Source organism: Endozoicomonas gorgoniicola (assembly GCF_025562715.2).
Taxonomy (GTDB): domain Bacteria; phylum Pseudomonadota; class Gammaproteobacteria; order Pseudomonadales; family Endozoicomonadaceae; genus Endozoicomonas_A; species Endozoicomonas_A gorgoniicola.
Genome location: NZ_JAPFCC010000001.1, coordinates 3,069,497 through 3,094,672, shown reverse-complemented (window position 1 = coordinate 3,094,672; position 25,176 = coordinate 3,069,497). Strand labels below are relative to the sequence as shown.

Below are 25,176 nucleotides of genomic sequence, written 5' to 3'. Positions count from 1 at the left end.
GAGACCTCCGGCTACCCGATTTAGCTGAACTAATTATTGGAGCACGACTACCGAGCTGTCATTCGAGATCACTCATCCTCTTTTTTTTACACAGATAGTCTATTCTCTGAGCAGAATTTTTCTGAGGATATCGAAGTGAGTCAAAAAATAGGACCCTCTATGAAATTATCGAGTATTTGTTTGGTATTGCTCATTAAATATGGAGCTTGCTTAGCGGCCTACACCAATATTCCAAACATGGTCAATAACAGAATAGCTTCAGCAATGGCAGGTCAAGTTGCAGCTCAGAATTTAAAATTTGTGAACATCCAATCTTCTGTAATAGCTTCTCTTAAAATGGGAGCAATCGTAGGAGCTATAGATGCAATAGCAAGAAGAGTTACAAGCAATTTCCTCCAATGCCCAACCCAAGGCTATGCGGATGTGATGCTAACAACTACTTCCAGTATTTCAAGAGCTATGGTGTCAGGGTTGCTATTTTCTTATTTAAACTATTATGGGTTTAAAATGAACCCGATAATATATTCATCAATATATGCAGCAGCTGATACTTTAGTAACAGGATCAATTAGTATTCAGATGTTTGGAACTAAAGATCAAAAAAATAACTTTATACAGATCCTTTCAGAAAACTCTTTACGGCAAAGCATTTTGGCAATGTCATTTAGCGCAGCAGGAAATGCAATAACATATTTATTTCCGAGTCATAAGTATACAGCTAACTTTATAACTCAAATGACGCTTATTTACGGTTCAGCAATAGCCTACATCACATACATTGAAGTTTGGCTTGCATTTGCAGAGCTGAGAACTCTCGGTTGAGACGGTTCAGCTAACGCCTGGTTCAGCCGCGTGCCGAAGGCACGTCGGGTGAGCGAAGCGAACGAACTGCAACCATTTGGTACGCCCGGCATGGGCATGAACTTATGGGGTGAAAGTCCCCTGTGGGTAAACCAGCATCGGATCTGGAGCCGAATAAGCCCACCGATGATAACCACTAGCTTAAGGCAAGTGCAATCTCACGAGGGGTTGTGCGGAGGCAGTCTGACTGCAAAAGTGCGAGCCGACGGACAGAAATCGTATACAAGGCCGAGTCTCGTGGGCGAGTGAGCCAAGGATCACAAAGCCCTCTGGTTTGAGAGATACGGTAAATGCGGCGGTTGTGTACTGAAAGTTCATGCTCTTATCCGGGGAGGTCTGTTCAACATGCGATTGGTCAATCCCAGTTCTCAGCCACTGGTTACAACAGGCTCGGCGGACAGGGTTCATCACCCTGTTCGAGCAAACCCGATGACCACCAATAGCGCCTGCAGAAGTAATTCTGTGTGGTGATTGAACAGAAGTCAGCAGACGTCATAGTAGTTGTTCGACAGAAGTCGTTAATCCGATTGGAAGTCGTCAACGAAGGACTGAACACCGACGAAAAGAGGAGACTGATTCCCTCAACACAGTGCAGCCGTCCGGCGACTCACTGGAGTTGGCGAAAGAATCTTTAACCAGCTTTGAACCACGATCTACTGAGTTGCGCACTGGAACCTGCCAATTTGCTGAAAGCATGGAAACAAGTCAGAAGTAACAAAGGGGCTCCCGGAATAGATGGGATCACCATTAAAGCCTATCCTGACTTTGCCCGTCAGCACTGGCCTTCAGCGCGCCAAGCCTTACTCAATGGGACTTACAGACCATCTCCCGTCCTTCGGGCTGTTATAGAAAAGCCCGATGGTGGAGAACGGTTGCTGGGCATCCCGACAGTCATGGATCGAGTGATACAACAGGCCATTGTGCAGGTATTATCACCCATCTTTGATCCTGACTTCTCTCCCAGCAGCTTCGGTTACAGACCGGGAAGGTCTGCACAAGACGCTGTACAACAGGTTAATCGATACATTAAGCAGGGGCTGCATCAGGCGGTTGATGTTGATCTGAGTAAATTCTTTGATACGGTCAGCCATGATGTTCTTATGTCGAGAGTCTCTCGAAAGATTCACGACAAGCGTCTGTTGAAGCTGATTGGCCGCTACCTTCGTGCTGGCGTCATGGTTGATGGGCAATGCTACCCAACCCGGGTAGGTATGCCACAAGGCGGTCCACTTTCACCGCTGCTGTCGAATGTCCTTCTCGATGACCTGGACAAGGAACTGGAGTACCGGGGGCATTGCTTCGCACGCTACTGCGATGACTTTGTGATCCTCGTTGGCAGCCAGCGAGCCGGGGAGCGAGTGATGGAAAGCATCACACGTTACCTTGAGCGCAAGCTGAAACTGAGGATAAACCCGACAAAGAGCAAGGTGGTGAAAGCTACCGAAGCTGAGTTCCTGAGTTTTACCTTCACAGGGAAGCGAATCCGCTGGTCGGAGAAGAGTCTGAACCGCTTCAGGCGAAAAATCCTGAAACTCACCAGCCGAAGCTGGGGAGTATCGATGGAATATCGCTTGAAGAAGCTGGCCGAATATATCCGGGGCTGGATGGGTTATTTCAGGATAACCGAATATTACAGTCCTATACCGCGACTGGATCAATGGATACGTCGGCGGATTCGCTGTTGTTTTATCAAACAATGGCGAAAGCCGAAAACCCGTTACAGAAATTTGATCAGGTTAGGTGTTGATCACATCAAGGCCGCCTCGATTGCAGCCAGTAGCAAAGGGTATTACCGGCTAAGCAAAACCTATGCGGCACAGTTAGCATTAAACGACAGTTTTCTCAGTAAACTCGGGCTTGTTTCCCTGAAAGACTTGTGGATCAGGTTTCACCACCCTCGGTGAATCGCCCGGTGCGGACCCGCACGCCGGTGTGATGTGGGGGCTGGAGGTTAGAGACCTCCGGCTACCCGATTTATGTGCGGTTGCTTATTGTTTGTAGACCAGTTTTGTGAAGAATTTCTCCGATTTTTTATGGCAGCCTCGGATAACAAAGCTTGTTATGTGTATTTGCATTTAGTTATATTTAAATATCAAAGAAGCTAAAGCTAGCAAAGAAAAAACAAGGAGGCCATAACCAATGAACTTAGCTTTATATTCGTACGCCTGGCAAAGTTCATCTCCTGCCTTTATTAGATCTTGATTATTTGACTCAACATATTTCTTATTTAAAGCGTAATCGATCCACTGAAAGAGGTTCGAATATTTTAGCAAGGAAATGGCATTGTGTTGCTTGTAAGCATCTGGCTCACTTTCCTTAAATACCTTCCAGAACTTGAAATGTATATAGAACCAGTAGCCGAATGGAGACAAGATGAAAAGTATGAAAATCAATTCCATGGACAATGTCTTTTTTAAGTTTCTGCGATATGTTTTTGCTATGTACGGGACAAAACATTTAACAGCTCCTGAAATGCAATCTGATCATTTTTTGCGCATTTGTTTTTAAGTACTCGTCTGAGCATGTCAAGCCCCAGTCTGAACAGACTTTTTGCTGGTCTGTTATGTTTATTCAGTGGGAGCTGATTAGCCTCACCGTAATGCCAGTGCCCCACAAGCAGACACCACGCGAACGCAATGGCGAGGAGTCCCATAAGTTTGTCCATGCGGTCGTGCTTCGTCATATGTGTAGACTCCATATCGAACCCACGACTTTTCAAACAACCAAACAGCGTTTCTATATCCCAGCGTTTGTAATAGTCCTCGATCATGCCGTCCGGCTTTTCAGTAGCCACAACTATGAGCAACCCTTTCAAGGTGCGGTGCGCAGCAATGTAAAGCGGTACTCCCGCCACTTTTTTTCTGGTATGCCAAGTGACGGTTTGATTAAACTTCACACTACGGCAAAGCTTCCCCGCTGTGGTTTTGCGATTGTCATGCTCTACTGCGACATCACCTTTTATACGGAGGCGACACAATATTTTCTTCTGTCGCAACCACTCAAACCAGTCATGACCTATGAACTCACGATCAGCCAGAAGGTTGTCAATTTTTTCCGCCGGAATAATCTTCAAAACCCGCTCTATCAAGGCAATGCGTTCATCTGTATTGGAGTTGCCACCACGTTTGTCCAGACACTCCCAGACAATGGGTATAGAGTTTCCTTGCCAGGAAATAGAGACCACCAGATAGTTCACATCCTTAGAGCCATGCTTCCAATTGGTTCTGTCCATGCATAGCGTATAGCGATCCATATCGAGGCAGCTCAGGATAAATTCCCCCAACTGCTCATAGCTGTATTCGTAACCAGCAAAGAACCGTTTGATGCGTCGATAACTGGATTCGGCATCGGCTTCAGACTGGAACTCTTCGGCTACTCGGTAGAGATTAGTAGAACGGGCGCGTATCAAAGATAGAACAAATTGTGAGATGAAGTTGATTCGGGCTTGATGCAGGGGTAAATGAGCCTTAAGCTTCTCGGCTAATGAGCTGACTTCTTCCATGTACGACAACGGTAAACTTTACGGAGTTGAGAGACCGGATAGGTTACCTGATGGAAAGGTCAGCTCATACCCTCCAGACCCGATAAATCAAGAGTTTATAATTTTTTGTCCCGTACATAGATGTTTTTGCTCATTAATTTGTTGAGCACATAACGCCGTTTTCAGAGGCGTGCCGTAGGCACGTCCTTTGGAAAACATTGGTACGCCCGGCATGGGCATGAACTTATGGGGTGAAAGTCCCCTGTGGGTAAACCAGCATCGGATCTGGAGCCGAATAAGCCCACCGATGATAACCACTAGGAGCCTGACCGAGAATAGGATTTATCTGATATAATAGCGTTCAAAACGCAGCCCTGATGAAGCCTGATGTCGCCACCACCAAAATTCAAGGATAGCCCTGTTGAGTTCGACCAGCACCTGCTGTTTCCAACCAACATCTTTGATCTTCTTCCCAAAGATCATGACTGCTACATCTATGAGACCATCTTCCAGAACATTGATACCTCGGAAGTTGAAAAGCAGTACCATCACCTTGGACAGCATGCCTACCCACCCAAGCTGATCGTAGGTATCCTGATCTACGCCTACAGTCATGGTGTATTCAGCTCCCGTGAAATAGAAAAACGGTGTCGGCAGGACTTGGCATTCATGTACATCTCTCAGATGAATTGCCCAAACTTTCGGGTCCTGGGGGACTTCCGCAAAAACAACCTGTCGTTTTTTCATGACTGTTTCAAACAGTCCGTCAAGCTGGCGATGGAGCTGAAACTGGCATCGCTTGGGCATATCAGCCTGGATGGTTCGAAATTCAAAGCCAACAGTTCAAAGCATAAGGCCATGAGCTACGGCCGGCTTAAAGCCAAAGAGGCAGAACTCAGCGCTGAGGTTGATGAACTGATCAAAAAAGCCAGCCAGTGCGATCAGGAAGAAGACGACGCCTACAAAGAAACCAATGGCTACAGTATTCCTGAAGACCTCCAGTTTAAAGAAGAACGGCTGAAGAAAATTAAGGCTGCCAAAAAAGCACTGGAAGAGCGTGAGAAAGCCCTCAATCCGGACGAGCCAATAGACGACAAGAAACAGATTAGCTTTGCAGACCATGATGCCCGGGTGATGAGCAAGAAAGGGTACTGCGAATACAGCTACAATGCCCAAATTAATGTAGATGCGGATCACCAGATCATTGTTGGCCAACACATCAGCCAGCGCGCCAACGACGTACAGGAAGTAGAACCTGCTCTTCAGGCTTTGTCAGAATCTACCGATGGCGCAGCTGTGGATAAATGGAGTATGGACAACGGCTATTTTTCAGGGCCAAATCTGCACACCTTGGATAAACACGGAATAGACGGTTATATCGCTACTGATAAGGAAGAAAAACCGGCTGTCACGAACCTTGAAAATACTGATCGAAAATTTGTCAAAGCGGATTTTACATACAATATTGAAGCTGACGTCTTCATCTGTCCGGCTGGGGAAAAATTGGTTACCAATCCAGCCAGTAAAGCTAAGAGGAAAGGCTACCGGGCAAACAAGGAAGTATGCCGAGAGTGCGCTTACCGCTCCAGATGCAGTGGCTCCAAGAAAAGTGCAGGCAAGGTAATTCGCACAGACAAGTTTGAAACTGCACGACAAGCCATGAATAAAAAAATGGAAACAAGCGAAGCGAAAGCGGTATACGAACGTCGCAAAGTAATAGCGGAACCGCCGTTTGGTCAGATAAAAAACTCTGGATTCAGGAGTTTCAGTCTGCGCGGGAAAGAGAAAGTGGAAGCAGAGTTTTCACTGGTATGCACAGTGCATAATTTCAAAAAAATTGTGAAGAAAGCTTTAACGGGGTCACTCCGTCTTGAGGATTTAAAAAAGGTTGAAAAAGCGGCATAAAGGTAAAGAAAAGCTGTAAATTGGCAAAAATGAGCAAATCAACCTCAAAAAGTGGTTGTTTTTTGCTCATTTTGAATTTTGCGAAACCTTTAGGAGGACTGCCTAAGCTATTCTCGGTCAGGCTCCTAGGAGCCTGTCGGACTTGTAACAAGTCCAGAAAAGAAGGCGGCATCATAACCCTGCTGCCTGTTTAAGCTACTGTGCAAGCTGTTCTCACAACCGCCACTCTTACCCGTAAATAGTAAAACATCGCCCAAAAAGCTCTGTATGCAGCCAGAAGTTGAATCATAAATAACCAATTTTCAATGTCCGCCATCGCCATGGCAAACATTTTCTTCAGATTGAAGCCTGTGCAGAGCAGATCCCATTCAGCAGACACCTCTGCAAAGCCTCGAACCAGAAATTGGCGATACCCCATCACTTCTTTCTGTATTCCAAAGGTTGGTTCAATCGTACTTTTCCGCAAGGCATAAACAGCCCGACCTTCTTTTGTCTGCAGCCGCCAACGCATCAGGTCTAATGCTGTTACATCGTCGCCTTCCGGCATAGGATCATCAGGTTTAAAGCGCTCCATCAAAGGTTTATTGTGGGCATCACGCTTCTCTGCGATATACGCAGTTGCGCCATAGTTATCCACAGCTGACACATTACTCTCACTGAAGTAGCCTGTGTCTGCCAGGATCGCTTCGGGCTTGCCAAGTTCGTCTTCACGAGTTGCCAGTTCTTCAAGGGCTGGCTCTACCTGCTGTTTGTCGTTTGTTGCCTGAGTAATGTGTTTTTCTACGATCAGTCCGCTTTCAACATCAACTGCAGCCTGCGCATTATAAGCTTGTTCATAACTGCCGCCTGATGTTGGCATGATGCGGGAATCACGATCTGTCAGATTGACCTGGTCTTTGTCTCTTGGGTCTGCCTCTGGGGCTTTGGGTTCTCTACCCCTCGGCTTTTTTCCAGACTCCCTGATCGCTTCCCTGCGAGCCACTTTTTCCTCATATTCTTCCAGCTCGTATTGGTATCGCTCCTCAGCGCGACGCTCTATTTCTGCTTTTGCTTCGGCAATAACAGCAAGGCGATCTTCCCTACGCTTGAGCTCCTCTGGAATAGAAAGCTCTTCAGGCTGCTCTTCTGCATCGGCTTTCTCTGCCATTTTCAGGAGCTCATCCACCTCAGACTTGAGCTGTTTTTCCAGCTTGCAGGCATACTCGTAGCTGAGGGCTTTGTGTTTGCTGGCATTCGCTTTCATTTTGGTGCCATCCAGACTGATGGTTCCCATTTTTAACCACTGGGCTTCTTTAGCGATCATTAGAATCTGGGTAAACAGGTTGCTGATTTCCTTGCGAAACCGCTTCCGGAAAGCATTAATACTGTCATGATCTGGGTGTTCATTGGCACAGATATAGCGGAAAGCAATAGAGTCGTGAGTAGCCTTCTCCAGCTTTCGGCTGGAAAAGACACCTGTCGCATAGCCATAAAATAACAGCGAGAGCATGAGCGATGGATGCCAGGCTTTGGAACCTCTACCGCTGTAGGACTTGATGAACGGATCAAGATCGAGCTGCTCGACGACCTCTACAACAAAACGGGCGAGATGACGTTCCGGCAAATAATCATCGACACTGGCGGGAAACATGTCTGGAATACTGCGGTCAACGGGTCTGAAAGTCCATCTCTTCATTTGTCAGAGGTTGCTTGCTTGAAAAGTGATTATTGGCAATTATGCCAGATTTTTGCTCTAAGTCCGACAGGCTCCTAGCTTAAGGCAAGTGCAATCTCACGAGGGGTTGTGCGGAGGCAGTCTGACTGCAAAAGTGCGAGCCGACGGACAGAAATCGTATACAAGGCCGAGTCTCGTGGGCGAGTGAGCCAAGGATCACAAAGCCCTCTGGTTTGAGAGATACGGTAAATGCGGCGGTTGTGTACTGAAAGTTCATGCTCTTATCCGGGGAGGTCTGTTCAACATGCGATTGGTCAATCCCAGTTCTCAGCCACTGGTTACAACAGGCTCGGCGGACAGGGTTCATCACCCTGTTCGAGCAAACCCGATGACCACCAATAGCGCCTGCAGAAGTAATTCTGTGTGGTGATTGAACAGAAGTCAGCAGACGTCATAGTAGTTGTTCGACAGAAGTCGTTAATCCGATTGGAAGTCGTCAACGAAGGACTGAACACCGACGAAAAGAGGAGACTGATTCCCTCAACACAGTGCAGCCGTCCGGCGACTCACTGGAGTTGGCGAAAGAATCTTTAACCAGCTTTGAACCACGATCTACTGAGTTGCGCACTGGAACCTGCCAATTTGCTGAAAGCATGGAAACAAGTCAGAAGTAACAAAGGGGCTCCCGGAATAGATGGGATCACCATTAAAGCCTATCCTGACTTTGCCCGTCAGCACTGGCCTTCAGCGCGCCAAGCCTTACTCAATGGGACTTACAGACCATCTCCCGTCCTTCGGGCTGTTATAGAAAAGCCCGATGGTGGAGAACGGTTGCTGGGCATCCCGACAGTCATGGATCGAGTGATACAACAGGCCATTGTGCAGGTATTATCACCCATCTTTGATCCTGACTTCTCTCCCAGCAGCTTCGGTTACAGACCGGGAAGGTCTGCACAAGACGCTGTACAACAGGTTAATCGATACATTAAGCAGGGGCTGCATCAGGCGGTTGATGTTGATCTGAGTAAATTCTTTGATACGGTCAGCCATGATGTTCTTATGTCGAGAGTCTCTCGAAAGATTCACGACAAGCGTCTGTTGAAGCTGATTGGCCGCTACCTTCGTGCTGGCGTCATGGTTGATGGGCAATGCTACCCAACCCGGGTAGGTATGCCACAAGGCGGTCCACTTTCACCGCTGCTGTCGAATGTCCTTCTCGATGACCTGGACAAGGAACTGGAGTACCGGGGGCATTGCTTCGCACGCTACTGCGATGACTTTGTGATCCTCGTTGGCAGCCAGCGAGCCGGGGAGCGAGTGATGGAAAGCATCACACGTTACCTTGAGCGCAAGCTGAAACTGAGGATAAACCCGACAAAGAGCAAGGTGGTGAAAGCTACCGAAGCTGAGTTCCTGAGTTTTACCTTCACAGGGAAGCGAATCCGCTGGTCGGAGAAGAGTCTGAACCGCTTCAGGCGAAAAATCCTGAAACTCACCAGCCGAAGCTGGGGAGTATCGATGGAATATCGCTTGAAGAAGCTGGCCGAATATATCCGGGGCTGGATGGGTTATTTCAGGATAACCGAATATTACAGTCCTATACCGCGACTGGATCAATGGATACGTCGGCGGATTCGCTGTTGTTTTATCAAACAATGGCGAAAGCCGAAAACCCGTTACAGAAATTTGATCAGGTTAGGTGTTGATCACATCAAGGCCGCCTCGATTGCAGCCAGTAGCAAAGGGTATTACCGGCTAAGCAAAACCTATGCGGCACAGTTAGCATTAAACGACAGTTTTCTCAGTAAACTCGGGCTTGTTTCCCTGAAAGACTTGTGGATCAGGTTTCACCACCCTCGGTGAATCGCCCGGTGCGGACCCGCACGCCGGTGTGATGTGGGGGCTGGAGGTTAGAGACCTCCGGCTACCCGATTTATGTGCAAGGCACAAAACTAAGGAATAAAGATGAAATACATACTGGTCAACAAAGAACCCGTAATGATCAAAGAAGACGACACTGAGGCCGTAGTTCAGTGGGCTGAATGGCTTGGGACGCATGACCGAACAGTAAAAGTCACGAAAATTAATGATGAAATAACTGTTTCGACTGTCTTTCTTGGACTGGATCATAATCACGTAAGCGTCAGGCTAACTCCATCTACCAGACTGCTTTAAAATCCTGAACACTAATGCTTCCAAACTGTAGGAAGCAGTCATGACAACCTATCGCACCAACGATTTCTGGAAAAACCACATCCACGCCTGGAATAAAAGCGGCCTGTCCCAGACGGAATACGCCCGGAAGCATCAGCTTTCGGTCAAAACGTTCGGCTATCACAAGCGACGTCACTTCAACCAGGCTGTCATTGAGCCAGTTCAGGATTCACAACCCCTGATTCCTGTTTCTATTGCAGAAGAACCAGTCAGCAAAAAACAGACACCCGCAGAAACAACCGAAACAGGTATCTCCCTTATCAGCCCCGGGGGCTTCCGGGTTGAGCTGGCCGCCGGGTTTGACCCGGGTGCTTTAAAGCAGGTTCTCAACCTTCTGGAGGTCGCATGATTGGTGCATCCTCATCTCTCAGCGTTTACCTGGTACCCGGCGTGACGGATATGCGCAAGTCCATTGACGGCCTGTCCCTCATCGTCAGTGAAGTGCTGGAACTGGATCCATTTTCCGAAAGCCTGTTTGTCTTCTGCAACCGGGGGCGCAATAAGCTCAAGATTCTGCACTGGCAAACCAACGGCTTCTGGCTCTACTATCGCCGCCTGGAAAAGGGCTGTTTTAACTGGCCTCGTCAGGGTGCTCCGGATCAGGCCATCGCATTAACCCGCCGTGAATTAAACTGGCTTCTGGACGGGTTGCCGGTAGAGCAGAAAAAAGCCCATCAACCTCTGCACTACCAGCCTGCCGCTTAAATTACCATGACCTGCTTCAATGCAAACTACAGGGCGCTTGTCGGATAATAAACGGCATGAATACGATCACTACGCCAGACAGCCCGACCTTTGAATCGCTTCAGTTGGAAATTATCCAGCTGAAGACGAAACTGGCGTGGTATGAAGAACAGTTCCGGTTATATCAGCATAAGAAATTTGGCTCTTCCAGTGAGCGTTTTGAAGATCAGGGACAGCTCTTTAATGAAGCGGAAGAACTGGCTGAAGAGGCCACTGAAGAAGAGCAAGAGCCTGAAACCCAGACCATTGAAGCTCACCAGCGGAAAAAGCCTGTCAGAAAAACATTATCTGAAGACCTGCCCCGTGATGTTGTAACACTGGATGTCTCCGAAGAAGAAAAACAATGCGACTGCTGCGGCAAAGAGCTTCAGGCGTTTGGTCACGAAAGCAGCTGCAAACTGGATATTGTTCCGGCCCAGGTTAAAGTCATTGAATTTCAGCGGTTAAAGTATCGCTGCGAGTGCGAGTCTGGCGTTAAGACAGCGCCGATGCCGAAGCTGCCTATTCCCAAGAGTATTGCCACCCCCGGCTTGCTGGCCTGGATTATCACCAGCAAATACTGCGACGCCCTGCCACTGTACCGTCAGGAATTTATCCTCAAGCGCATGGGCGTAGAGATCCGTCGTGCGTCAATGGCTGAATGGATGATCAGGGTGTCGGTTTTACTTCAGCCACTGTACGACACTTTACAGAAGATGCTGGTTAAGCAGCCATGCATCCAGACGGATGAAACACCACTACAGGTATTGAACGAACCTGATCGTACACCGCAAAACAAGTCCTACATGTGGCTGTATCGTACGACAGGACAGCTGGGCTCTCCCGTTGTGTTGTACAACTACCAGTCAGGTCGGGATCACGGACGACCACAGGCATTTTTGTCGGGTTTTAGCGGCTATTTACAGTGTGACGGCTTGCCTGCCTATAAAACCCTGAGTAGCAAGCAGCCAGAGATTGAGTTGGTTGGCTGCCTGGCGCACGCCCGCAGAAAATTCAAGGAAGCCCTGGACGCCATCCCCAAAAAGAAGGGTGGGCCACAAACTAAAATCAGCAAACCGGCCCAGGTGCTGAACATGATCCAGACGCTCTACGCCATAGAGCGAAGGATCAAAGACAAATCCGTTGAAGAACGGTTCCAGATCCGGCAATCGGAAAGCCGACCGGTTATGGATAAGCTGAAAAAATGGCTGGACAGGCAGCAACCGAAAATAGCCCCGAAAAACAAGCTGGGCAAAGCCATTACTTATGCGCAAAATCAGTGGCCTTATCTGATGCGCTATCTTGATAGCGGACTGCTGGACATTGACAACAATGCCGCAGAGCGAGCGATAAAACCCTTTGTGATCGGTCGCAAAAACTGGCTCTTCGCCCAATGCGTAGATGGAGCCAAAGCCAGCGCAGTGTTGTACAGCCTGATCGAAACGGCCAAAGCCAACGGTCTGGAGCCTTATGCATGGTTCCGCTACGTACTGTCTAAATTACCTCAGCTATCCAAAGGCAGCAGTGTCGAACACCTGTTGCCTATGAAGCTCACACAGGATGATTTAAAAATAGCGGATTGGTGGAAATAGGGGTAGATGGAGTTCCCCAACCGCTTACAGTTATTTCAAACTTTCAGCCTTTTGGTTTCGGGGCACCTTGGGACGAATGAATCTCCCTCAGGCTTGGTGAAACTTCAGTGTTTCTGGCGAGTAAGTTTTGGTTCTCATTTAAAGAAACGGGTTACGGCAGTATTAACTTGGTACCTTCTCAGCAAATGCTGATAGTGGGCTCATGTTAACTTGATGGTTTTGGGATCGGTTCCACGGTTGAGCTTCAAAAAGCTCTATACTTTTTTGTCTCAGAGTTTAAATTCAACTCCTCTGCCTTACTCAGCAGTTTATAGCGGTGAGTCCGCAGCAAACGGCAAGAGGAGTTGTTTCAAGTTGGGTGCCAATAAACAACAATGGAGTTGCAAGGGCACCTAACAAGTGACTATGGTGTCAACTACATTTTATCCAGCAATATTGGGGTTCCACTGAGCCCCATCCCTGACCATAGAATTCACGATAACAATCATCTTTCTCACACAGGCGATGAGAGCTGTTTTCTTTGCTTTTCCTGTACTCAGTAGTCGTTCATAGGTCGACTTAAAAACAGGGTTACACTGGATTGCAGACATCATAGCCATGAACATAACGGTACGAATTTTGTGGCGGCCACCTTTGATTTTGCGTTGCCCCTGATAGGCTCCACTCTCTCTGTTTATCGGTGCTACTCCGATCAGTGCTGCAGCTTGTTTGTTCGTCAAATAACCTAGTTCTGGCATGTCACTGAGTAGGCTGAATGTAACTACTTTCCCAATGCCAGGAACACTGTGGATGATGTCGAATTTCGACTGGTATTCAGGACAGACTGCAATCAGTTTCAGCAGCATTTGATCTACTTTCTCAATCTGCTTTCCCAGTACCGTTAACACTGGAGTTATGAGGCGGCTGACTTTTTTGGGCATGACCTGCCGACGATTCTTCTCCATCGTCTGCATCTCGATTAGCTGCCTTCTACGAGCAAGCAAATCACTCATCTGCTGCAGAGCCTCAGGCTTCAGTTCAGATAGTGCTGGCTTTATCGCTTCACCATAATGAGCGATGAGCTGTGCATCCAGTTTGTCTGTTTTTGCCAACCGTCCAATGGCACCCGCAAATTTTTTAATGTGGGCAGGGTTGGCAACAACGAAGGGGAGCTTCGCTTTTGAACAGCTCATAATGAAAAGGTGTTCAAGCCTACCTGTTGCTTCGATTACAATCCGTTCAGGTTTATGTTTTTTGATTTGTTTGATGGCTTCCTGAACACCTTTTTCATCATTGCTGACGGAGAAATAGATGTCCAGAGGACGTATGTATATGTCCAGTTGAGACTTGCCTGTATCGACTCCCACGGTAACTGGATTTTGATTATTTTTGTTATTCATCATAAGCTGGTTCTGCCTTGCTAATTCGGGCTCGAGGCTCCTCTGACTATCCGAACTTGATGCTTGGAGTCTTATGCAGCGTTCTTACTTGTTACCGGCCTCTCAACTGAGGAGCCAAAGTTCCATCGAACTGCTGTATAAGAAGGCTTTAGTTGCTGCTAAAGCTTGGGTCTCACATTACCCTGTTTCGTTAATCATTATCCATACAATGGTTCAAGTTTGCTCCGGGGCTTCGCCCCTCCGCCCGACGTGCCTTCGGCACGCGGCTTAACCAGGCGTTATGTTGCAGCAGCCAATCCCTCATAAATCTCAGGGAACTATTTCTTGCAAGAGTTATCAAATATGATAACCTTTCTGTATGAAGTGGCGTATCACGTTTTACAGCAAGAAAGTAGAGGAAGAGACTCTGGGGTTTCCTACGGGAATCTTGGCTAACTTCATCCATATAGCTGAAATGATTGAAGAATTTGGTCCTGCTCTCGGCAAGCCATATACAGCTCCAATGGGTGATGGTCTCTTCGAGATTAGAGCAAAAGGCAAAGAAGGTATTGGTCGTTCTCTGTTCTGTCATGTTAAGGGACAAGAAGTTATTGTTCTTAACTCCTTCATCAAAAAGACTCAGAAAACGCCCAAAAAAGAGCTGGAGCTTGCCAGAAAGCGAATGAAGGAGGTCAAAAAATGACAAGACCAACATTTTCTGATTTCAAGAAAAAAGCTCTTAAAGACCCAGAAGTAAGAGCTGAATATGAGGAACTGGAACTCGCCTACGAGTTGCGTAAGCAGCTTATAGCTCTCCGCAAGGAAGCAGGTTTAACCCAAGAAGAGTTAGCGGAGATTTTGCATACTCAGAAAAGTAATATTTCTCGCTTAGAGAATGTTAATTCAAGAACATCTCCCAAGCTTTCCACAATCGAAGATTATGCAAAGGCGATTGGTTACAAGGTAAAAATCAGCTTTGTGCCACAAGCTGCAACATAACAAGTGACTATGGTGTCAACTACATTTTATCCAGCAATATTGGGGTTCCATTGAGCCCCATCCCTGACCATAGAATTCACGATAACAATCATCTTTCTCACACAGGCGATGAGAGCTGTTTTCTTTGCTTTTCCTGTACTCAGTAGTCGTTCATAGGTCGACTTAAAAACAGGGTTACACTGGATTGCAGACATCATAGCCATAAACATAACGGTACGAATTTTGTGGCGGCCACCTTTGATTTTGCGTTGCCCCTGATAGGCTCCACTCTCTCTGTTTATCGGTGCTACTCCGATCAGTGCTGCAGCTTGTTTGTTCGTCAAATAACCTAGCTCTGGCATGTCACTGAGTAGGCTGAATGTAACTACTTTCCCAATGCCAGGAACACTGTGGATGATGTCGAATTTCGACTGGTATTCAGGACAGTCTGCAATCAGTTTCAGCAGCATTTGATCTACTTTTTCAATCTGCTTTCCCAGTACCGTTAACACTGGAGTTATGAGGCGGCTGACTTTTTTGGGCATGATCTGCCGACGATTCTTCTCCATCGTCTGCATCTCGATCAGCTGCCTTCTACGAGCTAGCAAATCGCTCATCTGCTGCAGAGCCTCGGGCTTCAGTTCAGATAGTGCTGGCTTTATCGCTTCACCATAATGAGCGATGAGCTGTGCATCCAGTTTGTCTGTTTTTGCCAACCGTCCAATGGCACCCGCAAATTTTTTAATGTGGGCAGGGTTGGCAACAACGAAGAGGGAGCTTCGCTTTTGAACAGCTCATAATGAAAAGGTGTTCAAGCCTACCTGTTGCTTCGATTACAATCCGTTCAGGTTTATGTTTTTTGATTTGTTTGATGGCTTCCTGAACACCTTTTTCATCATTGCTGACGGAGAAATAGATGTCCAGAGGGCGTATGTATATGTCCAGTTGAGACTTGCCTGTATCGACTCCCACAGTAACTGGATTTTGATTATTTTTGTTATTCATCATAAGCTGGTTCTGCCTTGCTAATTCGGGCTCGAGGCCCCTCTGACTATCCGAACTTGATGCTTGGAGTCTTATGCAGCGTTCTTACTTGTTACCGGTCTCTCAACTGAGGAGCCAAAGTTCCATCGAACTGCTGTATAAGAAGGCTTTAGTTGCTGCTAAAGCTTGGGTCTCACATTACCCTGTTTCGTTAATCATTATCCATACAAATGGTTCAAGTTCGTTCCGGGCTTCGCCCTCCACCCGACGTGCCTTCGGCACGCGGCTTAACCAGGCGTTAGGTGCTTAAACGAAATCGTCATTTTAATAACAAGAAGAAAAATTAATGCTTACTTTCTTTTCTGGTTTTTCACTTGGATTATCTTTAATTCTCGCAATAGGCTCTCAAAATGCTTTTGTCCTTAAACAAGGTATAAAAAATCATTATTTATTTTTCGTGTGTTTAATCTGTTCTATTTCTGATGCCATTTTAATTGCATTAGGTGTTACCGGGTTTGGAGTGATTGTTAAAGAGATTCCATCAATAGAAATTATTGCTCGCTATGGCGGGGCATCCTTTTTGTTTATTTATTCTCTCATCAGTTTTAAATCAGCATTGAGTGAAAATCACTATTTAAAACCAGAAGGTTCATCAAATAAATCACTATCTAAAACAGTAATTATATGTCTAGCATTTACATGGTTAAACCCTCATGTATATCTTGACACAGTTATTCTTTTAGGTTCTATATCAAGTCAGTATCAGCCATATGAGTTTGTTTTTGGCCTAGGTGCTATTACAGCATCATTCATTTTCTTTTTTATTTTAGGTTATGGAGCAAAAGTTCTTGCTCCAATTTTCAGTAATCCATTTGCATGGAAAATCCTAGAATTTATTATTGGGATAGTAATGCTATCAATAGCAATTCTTCTAATCAGAGGCGTGCAAAGCACCTAACAAATGGTTGCAGTTGCAGTTCGTTCGCTTCGCTCACCCGACGTGCCTTCGGCACGCGGCTGAACCAGGCGTTATGCGGATAAACTCAACATATGATTTCTGTCGTAAACTTCAGATTTGTTGAGAATTTGGGTTTGCGAGCCTTTCCCAAGCTGGCGAATTGACTCTGTGCCAACCAATAATCAGTGTCGTGCAATGCCAGCAGAAAGTTCAGTTCTCTTCCCCGCTGCCAAGATGGTTTCGTGCCCGGTAGCGGCAGGGAGGCACGCCAGCCCGGAGTTCAGAATGTTTGGCAAAGCTCAAACAAGCTGGCCGCAGCTTCCGAGTGCTTACCGCTTGGCATGGCAGCACATGGTTTCTGTGCGCCTTGTTGGCGTTAGTCTGTGCCCGGCTGGCAAGCAAGATCTGTGTTCGTGCAACGCCAGTAATGAATTTTCTGTTTCAGTGCTGTTGGCAGGTTCCGAGAAAATCTCAACAGGTTTCGCAACGGTGGCAAAGTTCTTGCCCAGCAACAGAATCCGAGTAAAGCAAATCCGCATAACAAATGGTTGTAGTTCGTTCGCTTCGCTCACCCGACGTGCCTTCGGCACGCGGCTGAACCAGGCGTTATGCGCCTTCTCGGTTTCTGATAAACCCTTCCACGTCACCGACCATTACTTTGCCTTCATACATAAATTTATTTCTGGAAGGCCAGTAGTCCAGGCGTTTTCCATTCAGTGTTCTTGACCAGTGATACTCAGTGTGCAAATGCCAACCTTCTTTGCTGGCATTCTCAAGGTTTCGTTGTTTGCGCTCTTTGTTAAGTTTCTTTAGGAGCTTGAAATCTTCTGCCATGTCGCCCATAAATTCATTCCTTATGTCGGTCGTCGCATAAATCGGGTAGCCGGAGGTCTCTAACCTCCAGCCCCCACATCACACCGGCGTGCGGGTCCGCACCGGGCGATTCACCGAGGGTGGTGAAACCTGATCCACAAGTCTTTCAGGGAAACAAGCCCGAGTTTACTGAGAAAACTGTCGTTTAATGCTAACTGTGCCGCATAGGTTTTGCTTAGCCGGTAATACCCTTTGCTACTGGCTGCAATCGAGGCGGCCTTGATGTGATCAACACCTAACCTGATCAAATTTCTGTAACGGGTTTTCGGCTTTCGCCATTGTTTGATAAAACAACAGCGAATCCGCCGACGTATCCATTGATCCAGTCGCGGTATAGGACTGTAATATTCGGTTATCCTGAAATAACCCATCCAGCCCCGGATATATTCGGCCAGCTTCTTCAAGCGATATTCCATCGATACTCCCCAGCTTCGGCTGGTGAGTTTCAGGATTTTTCGCCTGAAGCGGTTCAGACTCTTCTCCGACCAGCGGATTCGCTTCCCTGTGAAGGTAAAACTCAGGAACTCAGCTTCGGTAGCTTTCACCACCTTGCTCTTTGTCGGGTTTATCCTCAGTTTCAGCTTGCGCTCAAGGTAACGTGTGATGCTTTCCATCACTCGCTCCCCGGCTCGCTGGCTGCCAACGAGGATCACAAAGTCATCGCAGTAGCGTGCGAAGCAATGCCCCCGGTACTCCAGTTCCTTGTCCAGGTCATCGAGAAGGACATTCGACAGCAGCGGTGAAAGTGGACCGCCTTGTGGCATACCTACCCGGGTTGGGTAGCATTGCCCATCAACCATGACGCCAGCACGAAGGTAGCGGCCAATCAGCTTCAACAGACGCTTGTCGTGAATCTTTCGAGAGACTCTCGACATAAGAACATCATGGCTGACCGTATCAAAGAATTTACTCAGATCAACATCAACCGCCTGATGCAGCCCCTGCTTAATGTATCGATTAACCTGTTGTACAGCGTCTTGTGCAGACCTTCCCGGTCTGTAACCGAAGCTGCTGGGAGAGAAGTCAGGATCAAAGATGGGTGATAATACCTGCACAATGGCCTGTTGTATCACTCGATCCATGACTGTCGGGATGCCCAGCAACCGTTCTCCACCATCGGGCTTTTCTATAACAGCCCGAAGGACGGGAGATGGTCTGTAAGTCCCATTGAGTAAGGCTTGGCGCGCTGAAGGCCAGTGCTGACGGGCAAAGTCAGGATAGGCTTTAATGGTGATCCCATCTATTCCGGGAGCCCCTTTGTTACTTCTGACTTGTTTCCATGCTTTCAGCAAATTGGCAGGTTCCAGTGCGCAACTCAGTAGATCGTGGTTCAAAGCTGGTTAAAGATTCTTTCGCCAACTCCAGTGAGTCGCCGGACGGCTGCACTGTGTTGAGGGAATCAGTCTCCTCTTTTCGTCGGTGTTCAGTCCTTCGTTGACGACTTCCAATCGGATTAACGACTTCTGTCGAACAACTACTATGACGTCTGCTGACTTCTGTTCAATCACCACACAGAATTACTTCTGCAGGCGCTATTGGTGGTCATCGGGTTTGCTCGAACAGGGTGATGAACCCTGTCCGCCGAGCCTGTTGTAACCAGTGGCTGAGAACTGGGATTGACCAATCGCATGTTGAACAGACCTCCCCGGATAAGAGCATGAACTTTCAGTACACAACCGCCGCATTTACCGTATCTCTCAAACCAGAGGGCTTTGTGATCCTTGGCTCACTCGCCCACGAGACTCGGCCTTGTATACGATTTCTGTCCGTCGGCTCGCACTTTTGCAGTCAGACTGCCTCCGCACAACCCCTCGTGAGATTGCACTTGCCTTAAGCTAGTGGTTATCATCGGTGGGCTTATTCGGCTCCAGATCCGATGCTGGTTTACCCACAGGGGACTTTCACCCCATAAGTTCATGCCCATGCCGGGCGTACCAATTTTATCCAACGGATGTGCCTTCGGCACACCGTTGATAAAGGCGTTAGCTGTTCCTAAACTTCAGTGGCTTTCCTTACTCAACAGCAAGAGGCTGTTTTTATTTCATATAACCCTCGAAATCAACACCTGAAACCAGTATTCTCTGCGTACAAAGTTAGCGATTGGGAACTGTCGTATATTTTTCATCCATGTCAGCCCTAAAGGCGCAAAGGAATGTACTGTAAGTTTTATCTTTGCTGGTAGGTGGTAGCGTTCATCAGCAAAAGACTTCTTTGGTTCTGTGCAATCTGGCGATCAGGCTTATTGCTTTTTCCAGCGTGCAATGCCGACCATCGAATCAAGAGTTTTTGGCTCATTCCATTCGCACCACCTCCTGAGTTAGTGGTCGGCAAGCAGGTTCAGAGTTTCTTTACTTCGTGCAACGCCAGAATAGGCAACAGGGTTTGTCTCTGGGGCAAATAAGCTCAAGGTCTGTGAAATTTGTAGCATTTTGGTTCAGAGTCGCTGGTTGAGTTCAGAGTCGATAATATTGGGCAAAAATACGCAAGTTCACAGTTTGGAAGGAACAGCTAACAAATGGTTGCAGTTCCTTCGCTTCGCTCACCCGACGTGCCTTCGGCACGCGGCTGAACCAGGCGTTATACGGCTATTTCCCAGTCAGATAAAGATCATAAGCAGCTACGTGATAATGATAACTCAGGGTTTCAGGGTCGAAATTTTTTGAGTTTTCTGTTGTGATTTTTTGGATAATCCTTCCCCAATCTGTTCCGTATGACTTGGCTACCAATACGCTTAACGGTTCACGCGATTTCAGTGCCATCACTGTTTTATGGAATGCTTTTGCCTCAATCCTTCCATCGTAGTCATATACATTAATTTCAATCTTCTTTTTATCCAGTTCGTGAACCCTGACTGGATTAAAAAGAAGTAAGTAACGCAAACCATTTTCAAATATCTGTCCCATTTCCATCATTATTCTCCAGTTGAAACCTATCGCCGTATAACAATGTTTTCCAAGGGATGCTCCCGATGGTCGCACCCCTGAAAACGGCGTTATGCCCCTAATCTCAACTCACAGAAAAATGAGGAAAATCAGGATTTGACAAATACGGCATTGCCGTATATTTTCAATCTATGATTTTCATCGAAACAACCAAATTCACCAAGCTACTCTCAGAGTATTTGTCTGACGATGAATACAGAATGTTGCAATGGCACCTTCAGGAAAAACCTGATTCTGGTGATATTGTCCGTGGTAGCGGTGGCGTTAGAAAGGTGCGTTGGGCACCAGAAGGCAAAGGAAAAAGTGGTGGAGTTCGAGTAATTTATTACTGGAAAAAGAGTGACCATGAAATATGGATGCTCACAATGTACAGTAAATCTGAACGAGCCTCCATTCCTGGGCATATTCTCAAAAAAATTGCGGAGGCTATCGAAAATGAGTGAACGTGATATCGGTCAAGAAATTCTTGATGGCATCGAAGAAATTAAGGCATTTAAATCCGGTGAAGGTAAACTGAAAACCTCGATTCTTTCAGACCCTTCACCCACCAAAGAGATAAGGCAAAAGTTGCAATTATCACAGTCAGCTTTTGCTGGTTTCATGGGTGTTAGTATCCGAACCATACAGGATTGGGAGCAAGGTCGAAGAACACCGCAAGGGCCTGCGAAAGCTTTATTACGCATTGCCGAACAATGCCCAGAAGTTTTCCAAGAACTGCGCTAATCCCTACACGGGGCATAACAAATGCTTCCAGTTCGTTCCGGGGCTGTGCCCCTCCACCCGACGCCGCCGTCGGCGGCGCGGCTGAAGCAGGCGTTATGCGTTCATACCAAAAAACAATCTAAAAAGTGAAACTGATATGGATATTGAAGAACTAAAAGAAAGCTATCGTAGAATTTTGAGCAAGATTGACAATGATAAGTATGGATTTATTGGTGATAAATAGTGCCTGTCAGAAAACCTATGAAAATTGAGTCACTGACATTCATCAAACAGTAGAACTGCTCCGCAAGCATTATCAGAGTCTCGCTTATAGGGCACTTCTTGATCAAAGTGCTTGCAAAATAGCCAAAACTGCCATTTTACGAACGTGCAGAACCCTCATGCACCCATGATCAAATTTCGGACGGCAAAAGACTGCTGTCAGTAGGGCTAAAAATCCCGTTCTTGTAAAATCCTGCCCAAGCGCTTCAGGTTGCCACCCACAACCGCAAGGGCAACATAGCGCTTGAAGGCATCAATGCCCTTGTCCGGACATTTATCGAGGCCATTGGCTTCCAGAGCATTAATGTCAGACTCTACGGCGGAATGCTTTCTTTTTGCCCGGGTAAACTCAAGGTGGTGCTCTCGTTTTTTGTCTTCTGCGGAAAGCCTGCCTTTCTTCGGCAGAATGGTTCGTTCCAGAAAGCCATCAAGTTCCTCAAGGTTGGCGGGGCTCCAGAACCCTTTGTCATAACTGACCTGGCTCAGCATGGGAAAGCGTTGTTTTGCTCCTTTTGCGATAGGCACTGCAACCTGATCGTCTGTCTGCTTTTGCATCACATGGTGATTCAGCGTGAAGCCAAACTGGTCTTGCAGTACGCATACCCGCAACCCCAACTCTACAGGAACTCCGGCTTTACCCTTGCTGATCCATTCTGTGTGGGGTTCAAAAATCGAGAACACCTTGTCGCTGTGAGGAATCTGCTGATGCTCGATCACCCGACGATAAATCAGATTAATCTGGTGACGACTGTGGGCAATGTAGTATTTGAGATTCTCCAGCGCAGACTCATCGGGGGCGCTTTTTTCTACCAGGGCAGCTGTGCTTTCTGCCTTGCGGATAATGTCGAGACTGTACTTAATGTATTCAAGGTGTGCCGTTTCAATATCGTGCTGACGTGACCGCTGTTTAAACTCGCAGGCAGCAACGGAATGTTTCAGATTCCGCACCTTGTGATAGCGCTTTCGATGCTGTTTTTTCAGGTATTCCCGCTGACGCCACGCTGGTAACTGGTACTGGCCAGCCAGGGTGGACGCAAACTCAATAGCCTTACGACAGGCATCGTTTAACAGGCTGATGTCTGTGGGAAAATGAACATCGGTCTTGACTACAAACGAATCGGCACGGCCATATAGCGGCTCATCTTTTTTTTAACCAGTTGATGGCCTGCTGCCACGACAATCTGGTTTACCTGGTCCAGTATTTCGGGCGTGAACAGGCTGATATTATCCTGCAATGTCTGGATATGATAAGAGTGCGTGCAGTAAGGACCGTGCCCAAGCATTTTCCGTAGCGTGCCGTGTTCATTGGCCAGCTCCTGAAGACGGTCATAATCACAGTTAGTGACCAGCCGCAGGGTGCCAAACACCAGTATGTTCCAGAGATCCATACCGGGACGACCATTATTACTGCTGGCAGGAATCATACTTTCAAGAACTTGAAAGACCTGCTCTCTCAGATCAGGTGTAACCCATATGTGCTGCAAGCCCCGCAAAAGCCGGGGAATATCATCTCTGGACTTGGGGTTGAATGTGATGGCGGAGATATCAACCTCGCCCAACTGCATTTGTGGATTAATGGTTTGACGCATAAACTCGAAAACAGCCTGTCTGGGAAAATCTTCGAGTATTATATTTGGCCTCAGGCTGTGTTTTTCAAGGGCTTGAGGGTTTTCGGACAGGCACTAAATATTCAGGTGTATTCTTACCATTTCATTTCAAAGCATATGAGAAATCTAGCCCAAAAGTAATGATTATTGGTAGAGAAACAGCAGGTTGGAATACAAATAATAATAAAAATAAATTAAGAAGAATAATTGATAAGAACAATGACGGATTAATTGATGAAATTATTGAAGAGTCTTTCTTTAGGTATAGTTGGCATTTGAAAAATAGCCCTGATGGCACAATCAAAAAAAGGCATAGTAGTAAGTTTCAACATTACTATAATAAAGTTTCTAAAGAGCTAGATTTATCACCAGAAGGAATGATCTATGCCAATTTATTCGCATGGGATTATAACAAAAAATCTCCCTTAGAAAGACCAGAAGAAGAGCTTAAGATAATAACAGGTATTTCATTAGAGTTATTAGCATCTCAAATTCGTTTTTTTGAACCAGATTACATTATATTCGCTACTGGTTATAGAGGAATTGATCCTATAATCAAAGAGCTGTTTAATCGTCATTTCAATGGCTATGAAACAATCAGGGTCAATCCTAAAAAAATCTGGGAGTTTAACGCTGCAAACAAAAAGTGCTTCCGAATAGCTCATCCACGAGCCCAGCATGGGCATGCAGAATTTAGAAAAGAAGTTATCGAACATATAAAAGGCGAATCTAAAACGAGAGAGAACGCATAACAAGTGACTATGGTGTCAACTACATTTTATCCAGCAATATTGGGGTTCCACTGAGCCCCATCCCTGACCATAGAATTCACGATAACAATCATCTTTCTCACACAGGCGATGAGAGCTGTTTTCTTTGCTTTTCCTGTACTCAGTAGTCGTTCATAGGTCGACTTAAAAACAGGGTTACACTGGATTGCAGACATCATAGCCATGAACATAACGGTACGAATTTTGTGGCGGCCACCTTTGATTTTGCGTTGCCCCTGATAGGCTCCACTCTCTCTGTTTATCGGTGCTACTCCGATCAGTGCTGCAGCTTGTTTGTTCGTCAAATAACCTAGTTCTGGCATGTCACTGAGTAGGCTGAATGTAACTACTTTCCCAATGCCAGGAACACTGTGGATGATGTCGAATTTCGACTGGTATTCAGGACAGACTGCAATCAGTTTCAGCAGCATTTGATCTACTTTCTCAATCTGCTTTCCCAGTACCGTTAACACTGGAGTTATGAGGCGGCTGACTTTTTTGGGCATGATCTGCCGACGATTCTTCTCCATCGTCTGCATCTCGATTAGCTGCCTTCTACGAGCTAGCAAATCGCTCATCTGCTGCAGAGCCTCGGGCTTCAGTTCAGATAGTGCTGGCTTTATCGCTTCACCATAATGAGCGATGAGCTGTGCATCCAGTTTGTCTGTTTTTGCCAACCGTCCAATGGCACCCGCAAATTTTTTAATGTGGGCAGGGTTGGCAACAACGAAGGGGAGCTTCGCTTTTGAACAGCTCATAATGAAAAGGTGTTCAAGCCTACCTGTTGCTTCGATTGCAATCCGTTCAGGTTTATGTTTTTTGATTTGTTTGATGGCTTCCTGAACACCTTTTTCATCATTGCTGACGGAGAAATAGATGTCCAGAGGACGTATGTATATGTCCAGTTGAGACTTGCCTGTATCGACTCCCACGGTAACTGGATTTTGATTATTTTTGTTATTCATCATAAGCTGGTTCTGCCTTGCTAATTCGGGCTCGAGGCCCCTCTGACTATCCGAACTTGATGCTTGGAGTCTTATGCAGCGTTCTTACTTGTTACCGGTCTCTCAACTGAGGAGCCAAAGTTCCATCGAACTGCTGTATAAGAAGGCTTTAGTTGCTGCTAAAGCTTGGGTCTCACATTACCCTGTTTCGTTAATCATTATCCATACAAATGGTTGCAGTTCGTTCGCTTCGCTCACCCGACGTGCCTTCGGCACGCGGCTGAACCAGGCGTTAGCTGTAGCCAGAGTTCAGTGAATGGTTTTCATCCGTTACTGTGTTCTTGTCGT

22 protein-coding genes and 2 pseudogenes are annotated in these 25,176 nt (G+C 46.7%); 14 read left to right on the top strand and 10 right to left on the bottom strand.

Annotated features, from left to right (window positions below; translation table 11 throughout):
• The first annotated feature begins 135 nt into the window (after positions 1 to 135).
• Together NX722_RS14275 and ltrA (NX722_RS14270) are read left to right on the top strand one after the other, a co-directional pair.
• Complete coding sequence (locus NX722_RS14275; RefSeq protein WP_262568562.1) at positions 136 to 822, top strand: hypothetical protein; 687 nt, start codon at positions 136 to 138, stop codon at positions 820 to 822.
• A gap of 680 nt (positions 823 to 1,502) precedes the next feature.
• Positions 1,503 to 2,765 (top strand): group II intron reverse transcriptase/maturase, encoded by a 1,263-nt coding sequence (ltrA, locus tag NX722_RS14270; protein WP_262565434.1) that lies wholly within the window; start codon positions 1,503 to 1,505, stop codon positions 2,763 to 2,765.
• A 533-nt stretch (positions 2,766 to 3,298) separates the two neighbouring features.
• Here ltrA (NX722_RS14270) and NX722_RS14265 read toward each other — a convergent pair.
• On the bottom strand, positions 3,299 to 4,363 hold the full coding sequence (locus NX722_RS14265) for an IS4 family transposase (protein ID WP_262566701.1): 1,065 nt from the start codon (positions 4,361 to 4,363) through the stop codon (positions 3,299 to 3,301).
• 366 nt (positions 4,364 to 4,729) lie between these two features.
• On the opposite strand from NX722_RS14265, the gene NX722_RS14260 reads away from it, so the two are divergent.
• Positions 4,730 to 6,247 carry an IS1182 family transposase gene (locus NX722_RS14260; protein ID WP_262563606.1) on the top strand — a complete coding sequence of 506 codons (1,518 nt, stop codon included), beginning with the start codon at positions 4,730 to 4,732 and terminating at the stop codon, positions 6,245 to 6,247.
• Between the two features lie 328 nt (positions 6,248 to 6,575).
• On the opposite strand, the pseudogene NX722_RS14255 reads toward NX722_RS14260, so the two are convergent.
• Positions 6,576 to 7,922: pseudogene (locus NX722_RS14255) on the bottom strand (IS1182 family transposase); the annotation flags it as partial.
• Positions 7,923 to 8,501: 579 nt separating this feature from the next.
• Between NX722_RS14255 and ltrA (NX722_RS14250) the strand changes: the two are divergent.
• The 5 genes from ltrA (NX722_RS14250) (at position 8,502) to tnpC (ending at position 12,430) form a co-directional block, all read left to right on the top strand.
• On the top strand, positions 8,502 to 9,764 hold the full coding sequence (gene ltrA, locus NX722_RS14250) for a group II intron reverse transcriptase/maturase (RefSeq protein ID WP_262565434.1): 1,263 nt from the start codon (positions 8,502 to 8,504) through the stop codon (positions 9,762 to 9,764).
• Between the two features lie 102 nt (positions 9,765 to 9,866).
• Complete coding sequence (locus NX722_RS14245) at positions 9,867 to 10,076, top strand: hypothetical protein (protein ID WP_262568560.1); 210 nt, start codon at positions 9,867 to 9,869, stop codon at positions 10,074 to 10,076.
• A 40-nt stretch (positions 10,077 to 10,116) separates the two neighbouring features.
• On the top strand, positions 10,117 to 10,464 hold the full coding sequence (gene tnpA / locus NX722_RS14240; protein WP_262566697.1) for an IS66 family insertion sequence element accessory protein TnpA: 348 nt from the start codon (positions 10,117 to 10,119) through the stop codon (positions 10,462 to 10,464).
• Positions 10,461 to 10,820 carry an IS66 family insertion sequence element accessory protein TnpB gene (tnpB, locus tag NX722_RS14235; protein ID WP_262568545.1) on the top strand — a complete coding sequence of 120 codons (360 nt, stop codon included), beginning with the start codon at positions 10,461 to 10,463 and terminating at the stop codon, positions 10,818 to 10,820. Before tnpA ends, tnpB begins: the two co-directional genes overlap by 4 nt.
• Positions 10,821 to 10,876: 56 nt before the next feature.
• Complete coding sequence (gene tnpC, locus NX722_RS14230) at positions 10,877 to 12,430, top strand: IS66 family transposase (protein ID WP_262568559.1); 1,554 nt, start codon at positions 10,877 to 10,879, stop codon at positions 12,428 to 12,430.
• A gap of 422 nt (positions 12,431 to 12,852) precedes the next feature.
• Here the strand turns inward: tnpC and NX722_RS14225 are convergent, their stop codons facing one another.
• The gene (locus tag NX722_RS14225) at positions 12,853 to 13,809 is read right to left on the bottom strand and encodes an IS110 family RNA-guided transposase (protein WP_262568672.1); all 957 of its coding nucleotides are present in this window, start codon (positions 13,807 to 13,809) and stop codon (positions 12,853 to 12,855) included.
• A 358-nt stretch (positions 13,810 to 14,167) separates the two neighbouring features.
• Here NX722_RS14225 and NX722_RS14220 point away from each other — a divergent pair, with 358 nt between their 5' ends.
• Both NX722_RS14220 and NX722_RS14215 read left to right on the top strand, forming a co-directional pair.
• A complete protein-coding gene (locus NX722_RS14220; protein WP_262568558.1) occupies positions 14,168 to 14,491 on the top strand; it encodes a type II toxin-antitoxin system RelE/ParE family toxin in 324 nt (107 codons plus the stop codon).
• Positions 14,488 to 14,787: a helix-turn-helix domain-containing protein gene (locus tag NX722_RS14215; RefSeq protein ID WP_262568557.1), complete on the top strand. Its 300-nt coding sequence runs from the start codon at positions 14,488 to 14,490 to the stop codon at positions 14,785 to 14,787. The genes NX722_RS14220 and NX722_RS14215 overlap by 4 nt, the downstream gene beginning before the upstream one ends.
• Positions 14,788 to 14,813: 26 nt before the next feature.
• Here NX722_RS14215 and NX722_RS14210 read toward each other — a convergent pair.
• Positions 14,814 to 15,771, bottom strand: a pseudogene (locus tag NX722_RS14210) (IS110 family RNA-guided transposase).
• Between the two features lie 325 nt (positions 15,772 to 16,096).
• On the opposite strand from NX722_RS14210, the gene NX722_RS14205 reads away from it, so the two are divergent.
• Entirely contained in the window at positions 16,097 to 16,708 is a 612-nt protein-coding gene (locus tag NX722_RS14205; protein WP_262568556.1) for a LysE/ArgO family amino acid transporter, read from the top strand.
• A 606-nt stretch (positions 16,709 to 17,314) separates the two neighbouring features.
• On the opposite strand, the gene NX722_RS14200 is transcribed toward NX722_RS14205, so the two are convergent.
• The 4 genes from NX722_RS14200 to NX722_RS14185 form a co-directional block, all read right to left on the bottom strand.
• Positions 17,315 to 17,551, bottom strand: a complete 237-nt coding sequence (locus tag NX722_RS14200) for a hypothetical protein (protein ID WP_262568555.1) — start codon at positions 17,549 to 17,551, stop codon at positions 17,315 to 17,317.
• A gap of 101 nt (positions 17,552 to 17,652) precedes the next feature.
• On the bottom strand, positions 17,653 to 18,915 hold the full coding sequence (ltrA, locus tag NX722_RS14195) for a group II intron reverse transcriptase/maturase (RefSeq protein WP_262565434.1): 1,263 nt from the start codon (positions 18,913 to 18,915) through the stop codon (positions 17,653 to 17,655).
• Positions 18,916 to 19,747: 832 nt separating this feature from the next.
• Entirely contained in the window at positions 19,748 to 19,876 is a 129-nt protein-coding gene (locus NX722_RS14190) for a hypothetical protein (protein ID WP_262568554.1), read from the bottom strand.
• Positions 19,877 to 20,166: 290 nt separating this feature from the next.
• The gene (locus tag NX722_RS14185; RefSeq protein ID WP_262568553.1) at positions 20,167 to 20,493 is read right to left on the bottom strand and encodes a hypothetical protein; all 327 of its coding nucleotides are present in this window, start codon (positions 20,491 to 20,493) and stop codon (positions 20,167 to 20,169) included.
• Positions 20,494 to 20,654: 161 nt separating this feature from the next.
• Here NX722_RS14185 and NX722_RS14180 point away from each other — a divergent pair, with 161 nt between their 5' ends.
• On the top strand, positions 20,655 to 20,966 hold the full coding sequence (locus tag NX722_RS14180) for a type II toxin-antitoxin system RelE/ParE family toxin (RefSeq protein ID WP_262568552.1): 312 nt from the start codon (positions 20,655 to 20,657) through the stop codon (positions 20,964 to 20,966).
• A complete protein-coding gene (locus tag NX722_RS14175; RefSeq protein ID WP_262568551.1) occupies positions 20,959 to 21,246 on the top strand; it encodes a helix-turn-helix domain-containing protein in 288 nt (95 codons plus the stop codon). Before NX722_RS14180 ends, NX722_RS14175 begins: the two co-directional genes overlap by 8 nt.
• A 429-nt stretch (positions 21,247 to 21,675) precedes the next feature.
• On the opposite strand, the gene NX722_RS14170 is transcribed toward NX722_RS14175, so the two are convergent.
• Positions 21,676 to 23,096, bottom strand: a protein-coding gene (locus NX722_RS14170; protein ID WP_262563791.1) for an ISNCY family transposase whose coding sequence is annotated in 2 segments (ribosomal slippage) — positions 21,676 to 22,652 and positions 22,652 to 23,096 — 1,422 coding nt in all. Because the reading frame shifts where the segments join, the coding sequence is not laid out codon by codon here.
• 44 nt (positions 23,097 to 23,140) lie between these two features.
• On the opposite strand from NX722_RS14170, the gene NX722_RS14165 reads away from it, so the two are divergent.
• A complete protein-coding gene (locus NX722_RS14165; protein WP_262568549.1) occupies positions 23,141 to 23,866 on the top strand; it encodes a hypothetical protein in 726 nt (241 codons plus the stop codon).
• Between the two features lie 26 nt (positions 23,867 to 23,892).
• Here NX722_RS14165 and NX722_RS14160 read toward each other — a convergent pair whose 3' ends face one another.
• Complete coding sequence (locus NX722_RS14160; RefSeq protein WP_262568671.1) at positions 23,893 to 24,849, bottom strand: IS110 family RNA-guided transposase; 957 nt, start codon at positions 24,847 to 24,849, stop codon at positions 23,893 to 23,895.
• Positions 24,850 to 25,176 lie beyond the last annotated feature (327 nt).

Coding starts and splice junctions, on each gene's coding strand:
- NX722_RS14175 (WP_262568551.1), top strand. CDS start 20,959: ATGAGTGAACGTGATATCGGTCAAGAAATTCTTGATGGCATCGAAGAA.
- NX722_RS14200 (WP_262568555.1), bottom strand. CDS start 17,551: ATGGGCGACATGGCAGAAGATTTCAAGCTCCTAAAGAAACTTAACAAA.
- NX722_RS14180 (WP_262568552.1), top strand. CDS start 20,655: ATGATTTTCATCGAAACAACCAAATTCACCAAGCTACTCTCAGAGTAT.
- tnpA (WP_262566697.1), top strand. CDS start 10,117: ATGACAACCTATCGCACCAACGATTTCTGGAAAAACCACATCCACGCC.
- NX722_RS14185 (WP_262568553.1), bottom strand. CDS start 20,493: ATGATGGAAATGGGACAGATATTTGAAAATGGTTTGCGTTACTTACTT.
- NX722_RS14220 (WP_262568558.1), top strand. CDS start 14,168: ATGAAGTGGCGTATCACGTTTTACAGCAAGAAAGTAGAGGAAGAGACT.
- tnpC (WP_262568559.1), top strand. CDS start 10,877: ATGAATACGATCACTACGCCAGACAGCCCGACCTTTGAATCGCTTCAG.
- NX722_RS14260 (WP_262563606.1), top strand. CDS start 4,730: ATGTCGCCACCACCAAAATTCAAGGATAGCCCTGTTGAGTTCGACCAG.
- NX722_RS14160 (WP_262568671.1), bottom strand. CDS start 24,849: ATGAATAACAAAAATAATCAAAATCCAGTTACCGTGGGAGTCGATACA.
- tnpB (WP_262568545.1), top strand. CDS start 10,461: ATGATTGGTGCATCCTCATCTCTCAGCGTTTACCTGGTACCCGGCGTG.
- NX722_RS14215 (WP_262568557.1), top strand. CDS start 14,488: ATGACAAGACCAACATTTTCTGATTTCAAGAAAAAAGCTCTTAAAGAC.
- NX722_RS14205 (WP_262568556.1), top strand. CDS start 16,097: ATGCTTACTTTCTTTTCTGGTTTTTCACTTGGATTATCTTTAATTCTC.
- NX722_RS14245 (WP_262568560.1), top strand. CDS start 9,867: ATGAAATACATACTGGTCAACAAAGAACCCGTAATGATCAAAGAAGAC.
- NX722_RS14225 (WP_262568672.1), bottom strand. CDS start 13,809: ATGAATAACAAAAATAATCAAAATCCAGTTACCGTGGGAGTCGATACA.
- NX722_RS14265 (WP_262566701.1), bottom strand. CDS start 4,363: ATGGAAGAAGTCAGCTCATTAGCCGAGAAGCTTAAGGCTCATTTACCC.
- NX722_RS14190 (WP_262568554.1), bottom strand. CDS start 19,876: ATGAGCCAAAAACTCTTGATTCGATGGTCGGCATTGCACGCTGGAAAA.